This is a genomic window from Cytobacillus spartinae, from assembly GCF_042865285.1.
GTDB lineage: Bacteria > Bacillota > Bacilli > Bacillales > Cytobacillaceae > Robertmurraya_A > Robertmurraya_A spartinae.
The window spans coordinates 181,320-196,058 of sequence record NZ_JBIACK010000002.1 but is presented as its reverse complement, the minus strand read 5'-3'; the positions used below and the strand labels follow the sequence as shown (position 1 = coordinate 196,058).

At 36.0% G+C, this 14,739-nt stretch carries 16 protein-coding genes; 9 read left to right on the top strand and 7 right to left on the bottom strand.

Going from position 1 to position 14,739, the window contains the following annotated elements; translation table 11 throughout:
• The first annotated feature begins 230 nt into the window (after positions 1-230).
• On the top strand, positions 231-926 hold the full coding sequence (locus tag ACFYKX_RS06940; RefSeq protein WP_389359423.1) for a Crp/Fnr family transcriptional regulator: 696 nt from the start codon (positions 231-233) through the stop codon (positions 924-926).
• A 27-nt stretch (positions 927-953) separates the two neighbouring features.
• On the opposite strand, the gene ACFYKX_RS06935 is transcribed toward ACFYKX_RS06940, so the two are convergent.
• The 3 genes from ACFYKX_RS06935 to ACFYKX_RS06925 form a co-directional block, all read right to left on the bottom strand.
• Positions 954-2,075: a TIGR04053 family radical SAM/SPASM domain-containing protein gene (locus ACFYKX_RS06935; protein WP_389359421.1), complete on the bottom strand. Its 1,122-nt coding sequence runs from the start codon at positions 2,073-2,075 to the stop codon at positions 954-956.
• Between the two features lie 213 nt (positions 2,076-2,288).
• Positions 2,289-2,597, bottom strand: coding sequence for a metal-sulfur cluster assembly factor (locus ACFYKX_RS06930; protein WP_389359419.1), 309 nt, complete (start codon positions 2,595-2,597; stop codon positions 2,289-2,291).
• Positions 2,598-2,680: 83 nt separating this feature from the next.
• Positions 2,681-3,469, bottom strand: a complete 789-nt coding sequence (locus ACFYKX_RS06925; protein WP_389359417.1) for an alpha/beta fold hydrolase — start codon at positions 3,467-3,469, stop codon at positions 2,681-2,683.
• A gap of 293 nt (positions 3,470-3,762) precedes the next feature.
• On the opposite strand from ACFYKX_RS06925, the gene ACFYKX_RS06920 reads away from it, so the two are divergent.
• The 3 genes from ACFYKX_RS06920 to ACFYKX_RS06910 all read left to right on the top strand — a co-directional run bounded on the left by ACFYKX_RS06920 (position 3,763) and on the right by ACFYKX_RS06910 (position 5,047).
• Positions 3,763-4,584 carry a Cof-type HAD-IIB family hydrolase gene (locus tag ACFYKX_RS06920; protein WP_389359415.1) on the top strand — a complete coding sequence of 274 codons (822 nt, stop codon included), beginning with the start codon at positions 3,763-3,765 and terminating at the stop codon, positions 4,582-4,584.
• 124 nt (positions 4,585-4,708) lie between these two features.
• Entirely contained in the window at positions 4,709-4,861 is a 153-nt protein-coding gene (locus ACFYKX_RS06915; RefSeq protein ID WP_389359413.1) for a hypothetical protein, read from the top strand.
• A complete protein-coding gene (locus ACFYKX_RS06910) occupies positions 4,862-5,047 on the top strand; it encodes a DUF3813 domain-containing protein (protein WP_389359411.1) in 186 nt (61 codons plus the stop codon).
• Positions 5,048-5,122: 75 nt separating this feature from the next.
• Here the strand turns inward: ACFYKX_RS06910 and ACFYKX_RS06905 are convergent, their stop codons facing one another.
• Together ACFYKX_RS06905 and ACFYKX_RS06900 are read right to left on the bottom strand one after the other, a co-directional pair.
• On the bottom strand, positions 5,123-5,899 hold the full coding sequence (locus ACFYKX_RS06905; protein WP_389359409.1) for a BsuPI-related putative proteinase inhibitor: 777 nt from the start codon (positions 5,897-5,899) through the stop codon (positions 5,123-5,125).
• Between the two features lie 18 nt (positions 5,900-5,917).
• Positions 5,918-6,742, bottom strand: a complete 825-nt coding sequence (locus tag ACFYKX_RS06900; protein ID WP_389359407.1) for a YitT family protein — start codon at positions 6,740-6,742, stop codon at positions 5,918-5,920.
• A gap of 123 nt (positions 6,743-6,865) precedes the next feature.
• On the opposite strand from ACFYKX_RS06900, the gene ACFYKX_RS06895 reads away from it, so the two are divergent.
• Together ACFYKX_RS06895 and ACFYKX_RS06890 are read left to right on the top strand one after the other, a co-directional pair.
• Entirely contained in the window at positions 6,866-7,726 is an 861-nt protein-coding gene (locus tag ACFYKX_RS06895) for a DegV family protein (RefSeq protein WP_389359405.1), read from the top strand.
• 90 nt (positions 7,727-7,816) lie between these two features.
• The gene (locus ACFYKX_RS06890) at positions 7,817-7,948 is read left to right on the top strand and encodes a DUF3941 domain-containing protein (RefSeq protein WP_389359403.1); all 132 of its coding nucleotides are present in this window, start codon (positions 7,817-7,819) and stop codon (positions 7,946-7,948) included.
• Positions 7,949-8,169: 221 nt separating this feature from the next.
• On the opposite strand, the gene ACFYKX_RS06885 is transcribed toward ACFYKX_RS06890, so the two are convergent.
• A complete protein-coding gene (locus ACFYKX_RS06885; protein ID WP_389359401.1) occupies positions 8,170-9,036 on the bottom strand; it encodes a CvfB family protein in 867 nt (288 codons plus the stop codon).
• Between the two features lie 277 nt (positions 9,037-9,313).
• On the opposite strand from ACFYKX_RS06885, the gene ACFYKX_RS06880 reads away from it, so the two are divergent.
• Together ACFYKX_RS06880 and ACFYKX_RS06875 are read left to right on the top strand one after the other, a co-directional pair.
• Positions 9,314-9,805: a YajQ family cyclic di-GMP-binding protein gene (locus ACFYKX_RS06880; protein WP_389359399.1), complete on the top strand. Its 492-nt coding sequence runs from the start codon at positions 9,314-9,316 to the stop codon at positions 9,803-9,805.
• Between the two features lie 123 nt (positions 9,806-9,928).
• Entirely contained in the window at positions 9,929-10,798 is an 870-nt protein-coding gene (locus tag ACFYKX_RS06875; protein WP_389359397.1) for an SDR family oxidoreductase, read from the top strand.
• A 223-nt stretch (positions 10,799-11,021) separates the two neighbouring features.
• Here the strand turns inward: ACFYKX_RS06875 and ACFYKX_RS06870 are convergent, their stop codons facing one another.
• Positions 11,022-12,515: an alpha-amylase family glycosyl hydrolase gene (locus ACFYKX_RS06870; RefSeq protein ID WP_389359395.1), complete on the bottom strand. Its 1,494-nt coding sequence runs from the start codon at positions 12,513-12,515 to the stop codon at positions 11,022-11,024.
• A gap of 239 nt (positions 12,516-12,754) precedes the next feature.
• Between ACFYKX_RS06870 and ACFYKX_RS06865 the strand changes: the two genes are divergently transcribed.
• A complete protein-coding gene (locus ACFYKX_RS06865; protein WP_389359825.1) occupies positions 12,755-14,512 on the top strand; it encodes an alpha-glycosidase in 1,758 nt (585 codons plus the stop codon).
• The last annotated feature ends 227 nt before the right edge of the window (positions 14,513-14,739 follow it).

Here is a 14,739-nt window from a genome sequence, read left to right as displayed (position 1 = left end):
ATATATAAATAGGAGAAACCACAGAATTTGTCATCATGTTGTCACTTTTAACAAAGTTCAAGAATTCGTCACACAACTACCCCTTAATAATATTAAAAAGGTGAACATATTGTTAAATCGACTTGCACTATATTGACCCTAAACTTGTTTTCGTTCATCCTTATGGTTATTAAAACAAAGAATCCATTATGTGCTTATATATTATCTTTATCAAACAAGGGGGAAACAAAATGCCGTTAACTAAGTCTACTCAATCAGTTGAAATAAAGGAGCTTCTTCATCTAGCAGATAGAGTAATTAAAACAAAGAAAGATACATTCCTTTTTCAAGAAGGGATGGAAGCAGAAGAACTTTACGTCATCCTCTCTGGAAAAATTCAAATCAGCAAGATTACCTCTGACGGGAGGGAACTTTCACTTAGAATTTGTAGAGAACATGACTTATGTGGTGAACTAACATTATTTACAGATAATCCAAAGTATTTATTAAGTGCAAAAGTCCTTGAAGAAGGGGAAGTTATTGCAATTAAAAAGGATGTCATTGAAAAAGAAATCTTTCAAAATAGTGAGTTAGCTTTTGAATTTATGAAATGGATGAGTGACCACTTTCGAAAAACCCAGACAAAGTTCCGTGATCTTGTCTTGAATGGTAAAAAAGGAGCACTCTTTTCTACATTAATTCGAATGACAAACAGCTATGGGATTCACCAAAAAGATGGCATTTTAATTGATTTGCACTTAACGAATCAAGAACTAGCAAACTTTTGTGGAACCTCAAGAGAAAGCACTAACCGCATACTAAATGAACTTAAAAATGACCATATCATCTCGATGAAAAAAGGAAATATTTTTGTTCATGACTTGCAGTATTTAAAGGATGCTATTGGATGTGAAAATTGTCCAGCGATTTATTGTAGTATTGAATAAGGAGTGCTTTTGTAGCACTCCTTTTTCTTATGCTTCCTTTTTTCTCATAGCTTTAGGAACGTACACACAGAAAGGTTCACTTTCCAAATAGTCACCTGTCATCGCATAAGCTCGTGAGCGAGACCCACCACATACATATCTAAACTCACACTGACCACATTTTCCCTTATATTTGTCTGGGTTCCGTAAATCTTTAAAAATAGGGGATTCACGATAGATTTCCGCTAATGGTTGCTCCCGAACATTCCCCGCCTTAACAGGTAATAAGCCACTAGGGTAAACATCCCCTATATGAGAAATAAATACAAAGCCGTTTCCGTCATTTACTCCCTTAGGCGCCCTTCCTAAACCATCAATAGATCCAGTTAATCCTTGCTGTGTCAAAGCATCTAAATATTGAATTTCTTTATTTTGCTCTTGCTCTTCACGCTTTTTTTGCTGAATGAATACTCTTCGATAGTGCTGTGCAGCAGTTGTTTTAATATCAAAAGGTACCCTTTTACTTAATTGATGTAGCCAAATAAACACTTTTTCATGTTCCACTGGCGAAATCATATCTTTTTCCTGACCTCGTCCTGTAGGTACTAGGAAAAAGACACTCCATAGTACACATTCTAAATCTTCAACTAGCTTAGCCATCTCATCCAAATAATCATAGTTATAACGCGATATAACCGTGTTAATTTGAATAGGGATTTCTAGTTCATGTAAATATTTGATTCTCTCAATGGTTAAATCAAAAGAACCAGATGTCCCTCGAAAGTGATCATGAATCTCCGCATTTGGCCCGTCCAAACTAAAAGCCCAGCGCGAAAGCCCAACATTCTTTGCCTTTTCTATCGCTTCCTTTGTTACATTTGGTGTGGCACTAGGAGTCATAGATACACGGACCCCTTTTTTAACTGCGTATTCAGCAATATCAAATACATCTTTACGCATTAACGGGTCCCCACCTGTAAAAACAAGCATTGGATTATTCATTTCATATATTTGATCTATAAGGTTTTTTCCCTCTTCAAATGTAAGTTCCCTTGGATCCGTTTTATATTGTGCCTCTGCGCGGCAATGAAGACATTTTAATTGGCACGCTCTGGTTAACTCCCATATAACGATAAACGGATCTTTATTAAAGTCTCTATTAAAGGACATTGTAAAACGCCTCCTGTAGCTGTATAAAAGTAAATCTTACTTACTTTGTATTATAAAGTGACTTCATTTCCTATAAAGTGAAATACATCACAAAGAAGCGCTTTTTATCCTTCTTTTTGTCAAAAGTGTGAAGGTATTATGTTATGTAGTTGAAATTGCTAGAGGCTCGTGTACATATAGGCTCAAAATAAAAAAGCAGGCTTAACCTGCTTTTTAGCGAATTCCTAATGCTATTTTAGCGTATCTAGACATTCTATCTTTTGACCATGGTGGACTCCAAACAATATTAACCTCTGTTTCCTTTACTTCTGGTATATCTGCCAAAGCTTCTTTAACATGCTGAACGATTTCACCAGCTAATGGACAACCCATTGAAGTTAAGGTCATCGTGACAACTGTTTTTCCTGCATCGTCCATTTCTATATCATAAACCAACCCTAAGTTAACGATATCCACACCTAACTCTGGGTCTACTACAAGTTCAAGAGCAGACATAATACTATCTTTTAATTCTTGATCCATACTTTTACACTCCTTTCATATTCCTTATTACCATCATAACAAATATGAGTAGTAATATAAAAAGGATACACTTATTTTTGGTCTTAAGTAGTGATATGAATCATGGATAAATGCTTTTCAAACCATTCGACCGTCTTGAGTACCCCTTCCCTACTTACTTTATGATCAGCATGTTCATCTGATATAAAGTAGAGGTTTTCGGGATTTTTATCATAAGAAGGTCTAATGCTTTCATAAAATTGATAAGTATAAGAGTAAGGGACAACTGTATCCTTCTTGCCATGCCAAAATAACAATGGTCGATTTTCAAGTTTTTCAGGCTGCAAGCTCAGATCTAGAGTCCGTAATTTCCCAAATAACGTATCTAACTCTTCCTGTGCTAATGGTAGGCTCACTCCATGCTTTTTAAGTTCGCTTATTTGCCAAAGAGCAAATTTTTCATAATAAGGCATTCCCATCAAACTAACTGCTGCTTTAATCCAAGGATATTTCGTCAAGGCTCCTAGTGTAGTTATCCCACCCATCGAGGTACCTGCTAAGCCTATATTTTCGGAATCAATTAAATTCTCTTCTTCAAGGGAACTTTTTATGATATCTAAATCATCTATCATCGTAAGTACTATTTCCCAAAATCGAATATTTAAATCGTGGTCACTTAACCCTACACTTCTCTCACCATGATGGAGTGCTTCAGGAAGTACGACCCTAAAGCCTTTTTCAGCTAACAAATAAGCATAGTGAAGGTTATGCTCCTTTGCACTCGTAAAGCCATGTACAAACATGATTAACGGAAGCTTTCCATGTAGTTGATTTTGTGGAGCCAAGTGCAATGTCGGTACACTGCCAATCTTTTCATTCTTAACTACTATCAAGTTAATTCCCCTCACTTTTTATACTGAATTAAAATAGGCTTTATTTTTTACAAAAGAAAAAGAAAACTGTTAACATAATAAATATGTGAGAAATTAAAAATAGGTAAAAGAATTTAATTGTAAAATCTTTCTATTATAAGTTTAACATGTGTATCATTATTTTACTAAAACTTTACATTAAAAAATTGGATGATGGTTAACTTATTGGCGATAAGTACTCTAGGCTATCCACTTAAAAACAACTGGGGGCTAATCGAACATGAAACCTCATCTAAATTTAGAAGGAGAACCATATGGGAGAAAAACATTTAATTGCATTAGATTTAGACGGTACTCTTTTGAAAGATGATAAAACGATATCCACATATACGAAGAATGTGATTCAAGAGGCTCGTGAGCAAGGTCATATTGTTATGATTGCAACAGGAAGACCCTTCCGCTCTAGCGAGATGTACTATCAAGAGCTAAATTTGGATACTCCAATCGTTAATTTCAATGGTGCTTTTATTCATCATCCACTTGAAGATAAGTGGGGTGCTTATCACACTCCGTTGGACCTTAAGGTAGCAAAGGATATTGTGGATGCATGCAATTCTTTTACCTTTAAGAATATTATTGCTGAAGTGATTGATGATGTTTATTTCCATTACCATGATGAAAAATTGTTGGATATTTTTGGTTTCGGTAAACCTTCTATCACAACAGGAGACCTAAGAAACTTTTTAAAGGACTCACCAACAAGTATGCTTATTCATGCAGATGACGAACATGTCAAATCAATTCGTGATCACCTATCCGATGTTCATGCTGAAGTGATTGATCACCGACGTTGGGCAGCACCGTGGCATGTTATTGAGATTGTTAAATCAGGGTTAAATAAGGCAGTTGGCCTTAAAAAAGTGTCAGAGTATTTTAATATACCAAAGGAACGTATTATTGCTTTCGGTGATGAAGACAATGACCTAGAAATGATTGAATTTGCAGGAAAGGGAATTGCTATGGGAAATGGGATTCAACAACTAAAATCATTAGCTAATGAAATTACTCTTTCTAACGAAGAAGATGGAATAGGCAAATATTTAAATGAATATTTAAATTTACGTGTAAAAGATTAAATATACTATATAAAAATAATTTCAATTTCGACCATTATGTTCCCATTTTATCCTTGGACGAGTTAGTACATACTAGTTAATGAAGCAGCAAAGCTGTTTCAAACAAGCTCGGGAGGGATTTGCAATGGGCAAAAGTAATAAATCAAAGCGCTTTGTACAATATAGTGTAAATACGGTGTCAAAGCACGATGAACGCATCCCTTATCACAGCACATATGCAGAAGCTGAAGCTCAAAAAATGGCTAATGTAAAAAAATCCTCACTTGGAGGAATATAAATGGTTAACCGTTTGTTTCTGGAGGCAAGGCGTTCTGTCGACTTAGCGAAGAATGCAACAGGCAGTGGTCAACACACTGCTATAGATAGAGCTAAAAATGCTTTATCATCTGCATACGCTAACTCTACAAGCGCTGAGCAAGCGCAGCTAAGACAAATGCAAAACGAGCTTGATCAATTAACTTAACAGACAGTAAAAATGGCTGGCACAATTGGTGCCAGCCATTTTATTTTGTAGTAAACACCGTAACTACAAAAAACCTTAATAAAAATTCTGTAATATTACGGGGTACGTATGAAGGATCATTTCTTCTTTTTCACTACGCTCATATAAATTTAAAATAAGTGTAGCATTTTTTGGAAGCTTTTCCTTATCAATTTTCACGTTGATGTCGAAGGTTTCCCATTCAGGGTACTTACTATTAACTTTAATTTCCGTCTCACTTATATATTCCTGATGTCCATCCTCTACTGTATAGTACATCTTTCCTTGGGTTGGTCTAGCTTTCCCTTTAACCGAATAAGACCCATTTTGCCCTTTTACTGACACATCCTGAAAAACAGGGTTCACACTTGGAATATGCATCTCTGCCTCCGAGTAGAGCGCCTCGCGTTTCTTTACTGGCTCCTCATTAATTCTTACGGCAGTTAATGCTGCTTTTACTTTGTAATCCCCTTCTTCGACCCGTTTATTTTTATATTGGTAGTCCCAGCTTACCGTCCATCTCTTTTGCTCCTTCGAGTTTAACTTTACTTTTTCAAGAGCTTGAGTGAACATTTTTCCTTCTGAGAATACATACACTTCTTCACCTTTGGAATCAATCACCTTAATATCATATTTCTGAGAAGTTAAGAACTCAAACATGATTGGTTCTTCCCCCTCATTTTTTAAAACTAATTCTAACTCGACTTTTTCCGGCCCAGCATATGGAATGACATAGAAGACAAAGTTCTCCTGTTTCTTCTGTTCTTCATAGCCAGATGTCATATTGGGAAAAGAAAAAAGGACTATTAAAAGAACGGCTAATAAACGTTGCAAATTTTTACCCTCCTAACTTCAATCCCTGCGAAAGAAACCAAAAACTCCAGCTGTGTGTACGACATTCGTAAACGCATTTGGGTCAACTTCTTTAATGATTTGTTCTAAATCATATAATTCATAACGAGTAATAACGACCATCATCATTTCCTTACTTTCATTTGTAAATGCACCTTTTGCAGGGACCGTGGTGATTCCTCGAACCATCTTTGAATAAATCGCTTTTTTCAACTCGTCAGATTTCTTTGTGATAATCATGGCAGTTAACTTTTCATGCCTTGTATGAATGGCGTCAATAACTCTCGTCGATGCATATAGAGTTACAAGTGTGTACAGTGCTTTCTCCCATCCATACAAAAAACCAGCTGTTACTATAATGATTGCATTAAGTGTGAAAAAATATGTACCTACTGGTTTATCTTTCATTCTCGATAAAACCATCGCTATGATGTCCATTCCACCTGTTGAAGCACCCCATTTTAACGTAATTCCTACTCCAACTGCTGCAATTACTCCACCAAAAACAGCATTCAATAGGATATCATTTGAGAGTCTTAAAATTGGTATAATTTCTAGAAAAAATGACATAAGTGCCACGCTAATAAAACTGTACAAAGTAAATTCTTTGCCTACCTTTTTCCATCCTAAAATCGTAACCGGAATGTTTAAAATAAATAATAGAACACCTGTTGAAACGTAACTACCAAAAATACTCGATAGTAGTTGAGCAACCCCTGTAAATCCACTTGCATATACATTCGCGGGGATTAAGAAGAAATTCATTGCAATGGCATTTAAAATAGCCCCGATGATTACCACAATTAGTTTTTTAGTTTGAAACAATCTTCTCACCAACCTTCTATTATTTCTTTTCCCTAATTTACCGATTCTCAATACAATTAATTGTATTTTTACCCTAATTTCTATACACTTAAAGCAATATGAGTTTGAAAGCGGGTGTATGATATGTCAGTAAAAATATTAGCTGACAGTGCAAGTGATTTACCTTTATCTTTTTATAATGAGAACGCTGTCACCCTTTTTCCATTAAAGGTGCACTTAAATGACCAGGAATATGAGGATTTAATTACAATTGACCCAGACGCTGTCTATAAAGCCATTCTGGAGGGGCATATCCCGAAAACTTCACAAGCCTCACCTCTTCGTTTTGAAGAAGTCTTTACCGATATGGCGAAAAATAATGAAGCCGGAATTTATATCGCTTTTTCGTCAGAACTTTCTGGTACTTATCAAACGGCGGTCATGATTCGCGATCAAGTAAAAGAAGAATATCCAAATTTTGATTTAACGATTATTGATAGTAAGTGTGCTTCTTTAGGATGCGGACTTGTCGTGATGGAGGCTGTCAGACTGGTTAGAGAGGGCTCATCTAAAGATGAACTTATCACTAAGATTAAGTACCATTGTGAACATATGGAGCATCTTTTCACAGTTGATGATTTAGATCATCTTGCAAAAGGTGGCCGAGTATCAAAAGCATCAGCATTTCTAGGTGGGTTACTCAACATAAAGCCATTATTAAATGTTGAAGATGGAAAACTTGTCCCAATTGAAAAAATCCGTGGTAGAAAGAAAATACTTCGAAGAATTATTGAAGTAATGAAGGAGCGAGGAAGCTCATTAAATGCCCAAACGATTGGAATAAGTCATGCAGATGATGAAGCGACCGCTTTAGAGATGAAGAAGTTAATCCAAGAAGAGTTCGGTGCCGAGCATGTTTATATTTCATCGATTGGTGCTGCAGTTGGTTCCCATACAGGACCAGGTACCATTTCTGTTTTTTTCTTAAGTAAGCTGCCATCATAAATATCATACATACTCCTTTTCGTAATGACAGACAATATAGTGAAGCTGTTATTCCTACAGCAAATTACGTTAGAGGAAAGGAGTATCATAGTGCCACATACTTCTGATAACGATAAAAAGGCCAAAGATAACAACGCCTTGCGTCATGAGAAAAATATGATGCGTGAAAAAAATAGAAAAGCAGGGAAACGTCAGTATTCTAAGAAGACAGATCACCTGTAAAAAGAAAAGGGTTGATACCAAAACAGCGGTATCAACCCTTTTTTATTTTAATTTTAGCCAATGTCTAAATGGTCTGATGGTGAATAAGGGTACTTATTACTAACTTTCTGAATATATTACCCACTTTGAACTACTTATTACCAACTTTCTTAAATTTTTACCAATTTTTAGCAGTTTATTACCAACTACTACAAAAATGAACAAGTACCTCCCAATTCCTATCACTTGTTCTCTTTACTATAGGTCCAGCCATTTTCTTGATAAATCTTCTCTGCCTTCATTAGCCTACCCAGTGCTCGCTTGAATGCACCTTTGCTCATATTAAAACGCTCCTCAATATCTTCAGGCATGCTTTTATCCGTGTAAGGCATTGCTCCGTTCCTTGACATCAAGTAAGAATAAATATGCTCTGCGTCCTCATCCAAGGCTTCCTGTTTCCGCGGCACTAATGAAACATTTATCGTTCCGTCTTCTTTAACGTCTATGATACGCCCCTCTACTTTTTGTCCGAGGCGAGGCTCCACACTACGTTGAGACTCATGGATAAACCCTTTGAAGCCCTCAGCTGTATAAATCCAGCTTCCTACTTTTGCAGTACGATAGATATGTCCTTGAATATTTTTATTAAAGTCTTTTTTCGTTGCTGTAATCATTTTTTCTTGAATAATGGGATCAGTTGCCAGTTTTACATAGATGCGGTCATTACGATTTACCCTCAGGGTTATATAAAGCAAATCACCTTCTTCTGGCCAAACTGATCTATGGACTGGAAGGTCCTCTCTTCCTAAAAGCATATCCTTTTTAACGCCGATATCAATAAACACACCAAGATCGCGGTTTACATCGCTAACTTTTGCCCAATCATATGTACCAACAGTAATCGACGGGATAATATTTGTAGCAGTTATTCGTCCTTGCGAATCGGTATATAGAAAAACATCCACGTGCTCTCCTTCTATAACCTCTCCTTCTGTGTCATTCTGATGTAATAAAACATCCTCTTCTCCATCGGAGAGGAAAAATCCAAAATCAGCTTTCCGAACTACCTCAAGATTGATTACTTGTCCTATATATTCTCTTAATGGCATTTACTAAACTCCTCCTCTTTTCTTCTAATACTTATTTATAACTTAACCTTCTTAGCCAACAATTAGGCATTGTGACCGGTGACAGTTTTATTTCTAGCTTCTTTGAAATTTTCTACTGGTATTTGTTAACCCCAACTGACTTTACCTAAAGTTGTTTGAACTGCTATATTTTACTATAATGTAGCTATAAAGTGAAACTTAATTAGTAGCTATATGTACATACTGATAAAGTTGAACAATATTATTTTTATTTAATTTGATTTTGGGAGGTTTACATATGTCAAAAGAAAGTTCATTTGATATTGTTTCGAAAGTGGAACTACCTGAAGTGACAAATGCGATTACTGCTACCATGAAAGAAATTACGACTCGCTATGACTTTAAAGGTAGTAAAAGCAATGTAACTCTAGATAAAGAAGAACTAGTTCTTGTTTCAGATGATGAGTACAAATTAGATCAGCTTAAAGATGTTCTTTTTAGCAAACTAATCAAAAGAGGCGTTCCGATCAAAAATTTGGATTACAGTAAAATCGAGGGTGCTTCTGGAGGTACTGTAAGACAACGAGCAAAACTTGTTCAAGGTATTGATAAGGATAATGCCAAAAAAATTAATACGATCATTAAAAATAGCGGTTTAAAAGTTAAAAGCCAAATCCAGGATGACCAAGTACGTGTTACTGGTAAAAACCGTGATGACCTACAAAAGATTATTGCAGCAGTTAAAGAAGCTGACTTAACTGTAGATGTGCAATTTGTAAATTACCGCTAATTTCATTCATTAGGTGAACATATCTTGTTCGCCTTTTTTGTTGTAAAAAATCCTCCATACTTATAAGTTCTTTGTTTTTCCTCATACTAAAAAAATATCAAGCCAGACATGGAGGTTTTTTTTATGAGTAATAGCAATAGCCAAAAACAAACGTTTCCTCCTCAGCACCAAGATGTACAGCCTGGTGTGGAGAATAAAATGCAGCCACTCCCTGTTTCCATAGACCCCAATTACAAAGGGTCAGGCAAGCTAAAAGATAAAGTAGCCATTATCACAGGAGGAGATAGTGGGATCGGCAAGTCGGTAGCCATTTATTTTGCAAAAGAAGGTGCTGATGTCGTTATTTCATATTTGGAAGAACATTCAGATGCAGAAGAGACAAAAAAGTTAATTGAATCAGAAGGAAGACGCTGCTTGACAATTTCAGGAGATATTGGGAGCGAGACGTTTTGTAAAGATATTGTTAGCAAAACGATAAGTCAGTTTGGAAAGATTAATGTTTTAGTAAATAACGCGGCTGAACAGCATCCTCAAAAAAGTCTTATAGATATCACTTCAGAACAACTTGAACGTACATTTAGGACCAATATATTTTCTTATTTTTATTTAACAAAGGCTGTCCTTCCCCATTTAAAAAAGGGGGATTCTATTATTAATACAACCTCCATTACAGCCTATAAAGGACACGAAAAGCTACTTGATTATTCTTCAACAAAAGGGGCTGTTGTCTCGTTTATCCGTTCATTAGCTATCAATTTGGCGAATCAAGGAATACGAGTGAACGGAGTAGCTCCTGGGCCCATTTGGACTCCGCTTATCCCATCTACATTTTCAGCAGGTGAAGTTGCAACATTTGGAAGCAATACTCCGATGGGCAGAGCGGGGCAGCCTTATGAACTTGCACCAACCTATGTGTATTTAGCCAGCGAAGACTCCAGTTATGTGAGCGGGCAAGTGCTTCATGTAAACGGAGGAACCGTTATAAACGGTTAATCATTTTAGTTAATAAAAAGGCGAAGCTCCCTAGTTAGCTTCGCCTTAAGTAATTTAGGCTGTTTTCGCATAGATTGTTGCTATTCGTATATGTGCTCCAACACGGATTCTATGCAGTTTCGTGGCATCTGTTCTCGCAAAGTAAAGAAAACAGCACCATAATCCGTTCAAAAGCAGTTTAATGTATTTAAATAGCAACAAAGTTTACGAAAAGAGCCTTAATTTATGATGCTCGCTTTTTCTTTGCTCTTCTCCATAATAAAATAACAAATCCTATAAAGGCTACATACACGGCTCCCATTACAACCAAGTACGGGATATTTAAACCCGATTTATCAGTGAGTACATAAATCTCAGCCTCATCACGGTTTAGAATCACCTTATATTCATCACCATTGCTTCTTACTAAATCTCCAATTAGAAGACCTCGCAGCTCCTTGTTACCTTCTAGCAAACCTGTGAGTTCTACGGTTTGTGTTTTTGTTGTATTATTTATGGCCACAATAGCTGTTTCTTCTTCGACTTCACGTTTATAAACAACCATTCCATCCTTTTCATATAATAGTTCGTATGTTCCACGTGTCAATGCCGGCAATTGTTGTCTTAGTTCACCAATCTTCGTAATGTATTCAATTAACTCTTTGTCAGTCATAAAGTTCATTTGTTTAGTGTTATCATCCCCGAGTCCCCCATCTAAAGCAATTTCCGTCCCATAATATACGATTGGAATTCCAGGAATCGTAAATAGATTCGTTAATGCCATCTTTAGTCGTGGGCCTGGGTGTTCATTTAGATTGACCGCTCCTCTAGTAAAACGAATAGTGTGCTGATTATCTAGGAACACTCCCCTTAAATAAGGGTTATCTTCCTTTTCAACATAGTTTTCAACTAAGCTATGAACAGGTTGGAGTGATTGATCTGGCTTCGAGAAAACTTTTGATAGTGGTTCTTGAAGTTCATAATCGTAATATCCTGTGATATGGTCTTCTGTATTCTGAAGCTCTGCCTTATCCCCTAAAATGAAAAAATCCTCTTTTTCTTCTTTAACAGATTTTGAAAAATCATTCAAAAAATCTGCAGGTACATTTTCTAATTGTTCCAAACGATAACCATCTATATCTGTCTCTGTAATCCACCATTTGGCAGCTTCCGTTAAGTAATTAACGACTTCTGTGTTTTCTAAGTTTAATTGTGGTAAACCTTCTACCCAGACATTTTTAGACTCTGTAACCTTTCCCTTTACCCATGCTGATTTTGCTTTATCTTCAATCCAAGGATGAGTTTGTCCTACATGGGAAACGACAAAATCAATGATAACTTTTAAGTCCCTATTATGGGCTTCTTTTACAAGTTGCTTAAAGGACTCAAGTGTTCCTAAATGTTCTTCCGTGTTATAAAAGTCATTAATCCAATAGCCATGATAACCGTCTTCCTCATTATCAAATATGGGTGAAAGTGCTATGGTTGTAAATCCCATATCCTTAATGTAATCCAGTTGATCGATAATCCCTTTAAAATCCCCGCCATGATAGGCAATAGGATCATTTGCATCTACATCATAGTCATTAGTAAAATCACTATTATTAAAACGATCAATCATTATATAATAAACCGTTTCATCTTGCCATTTTCGTTCTTCTTTCTTGGTGGCTTCTACTGAAGAAGTGTAAAAACCAAGAAACGGAATCAACAAAAGAATGACTAAAAAATTTTTCATCTCCGCTCCTCCTTAAAAATTCGATATGTATTGTTACTGAAAATATTGCGGTTCATTAATTCATACTCGCCTATAAGATTAGCCTTTTATGTCCTAAAGAGTCAAACAATAATGAGTTTTTTTGTCGAATTCATTTAGATTCCAAAAATTCAGAAAAGAAAAGGATTTTACGTCACCTTGAACATCACCTTTTTATCTGTTATTTTGTCATCAATTGATAATTTTGAGGTGTTTAAATGATTGAACAATCTTCTGTTTATCATCGTCCAACAGATCAATTCGCATATCCTTACAGTAAAGACACTCTTCATATTAAAATTCGAACGAAACGTAGCAATGTTCAAAACATTGAACTCATTTATGGAGACCAGTACGAATGGGAAAATGATCATTGGATTTGTTATACAGATCAGTTAGAAAAGGCAGGTACTGATTCTCTTTTTGATTATTGGAAAATTGCTGTTAAACCTGAATATCGGCGTTTAAGATACGGATTTAAGTTAATAAGCAATGAAGAACAAATCATCTACACAGAAAAAGGATTTTACCCTACTCAACCAGGAGACCCAGGTTTATACTTTTGTTTTCCTTACTTACATCAAAATCAGGTATCTCATCCCCCTTCATGGGTGAAGGACACGGTTTGGTATCAAATTTTTCCGGAAAGATTCGCAAATGGAGACCCTACAAATGATTCGAAAGATACAAAAGCTTGGGGCAGCGAATCACCTACAGCAATAAATTATTTCGGTGGAGATTTCCAAGGAGTCATGAATCATATTGAGTATTTAAAAGAGTTAGGAATCTCAGGCATCTACTTTACACCTATCTTTAAAGCCTATTCCAACCACAAATATGACACGATTGACTACTTTGAAATTGATCCTCAATTTGGTGACAAGGAAACATTTCGATTATTAGTTCGTAAATGTCATAAACATGGGATTAAAGTGATGCTAGACGCTGTGTTTAATCACAGTGGTTATCATTTTAAACCCTTTCAAGATGTCTTACAGAATGGCGAGAAATCTCCTTATAAAAATTGGTTTTATACCAGTGACTTTCCTTTAAAAGGTGGAGAAAGACCAAATTATGCCACATTCTCATTTGTTGAAACTATGCCAAAACTAAACACTCAAAATCAGGAAGTAAAAGACTATTTAATGGAAGTAGGCTGCTATTGGATTCGAGAATTTGATATCGATGGTTGGAGGCTAGATGTGGCAAATGAAATCGACCATCAATTTTGGAGAGAATTTCGCACAAAAGTAAAAGCGATAAAACCTGATGTATTTATCCTCGGGGAAGTTTGGCACGATTCCATGCCGTGGCTGCGCGGGGACCAATTCGATTCCGTCATGAATTATCCCTTTTTAACAAACCTGATTCATTTCTTCGCAAAGGAACTCATTGATACTCGTCAGTTTGTTGAAAACATGACTACCGTTATGCAGTTGTATCCAGACACCGTAAACGAAGGAATATTCAATATTATTGGGAGTCATGATACTTCCCGCATTGTTACAGAGTGCGATGGTCGAGTAGAAAAAGTAAAGTTAATCTTTACGTTCTTATTAACTTTTCTTGGAAGTCCATGCATCTATTACGGAGACGAAATTGGCTTGAGCGGAGAAAATGATCCAGATTGCCGAAAGTGTATGCCTTGGGATCAAAAAGAATGGAATAAAGAATTGCTCTCACACGTAAAATTTCTTATTCACTTAAGAAAAACAATAAGAGTGCTAGCTAACGAAGGTTCATTTACCTTTTTAGAACCCCATGAGGGCCTGTCCTCACTAGCTTACTTAAGAAAAGGAATCGATCAATCTATTCTGGTGATTATTAATCCAACCAACATGCAGGAAAAATACCCAATTCCATTGTCCCTAAAAGGAAAAAAGATTTCGAACCTGAAAGACAATAGCGAATATGCAGCCGAAGCACACCACTTATCAGTTGATCTAGGTCCATATGATTATTCTATATTGTCTTTTTAATCATTGAACTTTTAGTTGTGTGTAATTACCATAAACACATGAAATTGCCGAGACGCTATTTAAAATCAGAAGGCATAGAGTCTCGGCTTTATCATTTTCTTAAGTTCAATAGACCTTTCAATCCTTTAACAGCCTTTATCGTTTTTTACAGGAAATTGATTGACAGTTTTTAAGGAAAGCGAGTATAGTTTTATTCTGAAAGTTTACAAATAGAATACCTTACATCA

Excerpts from the sequence above, each read along its gene's own strand:
- ACFYKX_RS06940 (WP_389359423.1), top strand. The coding sequence starts at position 231 with ATGCCGTTAACTAAGTCTACTCAATCAGTTGAAATAAAGGAGCTTCTT.
- ACFYKX_RS06935 (WP_389359421.1), bottom strand. The coding sequence starts at position 2,075 with ATGTCCTTTAATAGAGACTTTAATAAAGATCCGTTTATCGTTATATGG.
- ACFYKX_RS06930 (WP_389359419.1), bottom strand. The coding sequence starts at position 2,597 with ATGGATCAAGAATTAAAAGATAGTATTATGTCTGCTCTTGAACTTGTA.
- ACFYKX_RS06920 (WP_389359415.1), top strand. The coding sequence starts at position 3,763 with ATGGGAGAAAAACATTTAATTGCATTAGATTTAGACGGTACTCTTTTG.
- ACFYKX_RS06915 (WP_389359413.1), top strand. The coding sequence starts at position 4,709 with ATGGGCAAAAGTAATAAATCAAAGCGCTTTGTACAATATAGTGTAAAT.
- ACFYKX_RS06910 (WP_389359411.1), top strand. The coding sequence starts at position 4,862 with ATGGTTAACCGTTTGTTTCTGGAGGCAAGGCGTTCTGTCGACTTAGCG.
- ACFYKX_RS06895 (WP_389359405.1), top strand. The coding sequence starts at position 6,866 with ATGTCAGTAAAAATATTAGCTGACAGTGCAAGTGATTTACCTTTATCT.
- ACFYKX_RS06885 (WP_389359401.1), bottom strand. The coding sequence starts at position 9,036 with ATGCCATTAAGAGAATATATAGGACAAGTAATCAATCTTGAGGTAGTT.
- ACFYKX_RS06880 (WP_389359399.1), top strand. The coding sequence starts at position 9,314 with ATGTCAAAAGAAAGTTCATTTGATATTGTTTCGAAAGTGGAACTACCT.
- ACFYKX_RS06875 (WP_389359397.1), top strand. The coding sequence starts at position 9,929 with ATGAGTAATAGCAATAGCCAAAAACAAACGTTTCCTCCTCAGCACCAA.
- ACFYKX_RS06870 (WP_389359395.1), bottom strand. The coding sequence starts at position 12,515 with ATGAAAAATTTTTTAGTCATTCTTTTGTTGATTCCGTTTCTTGGTTTT.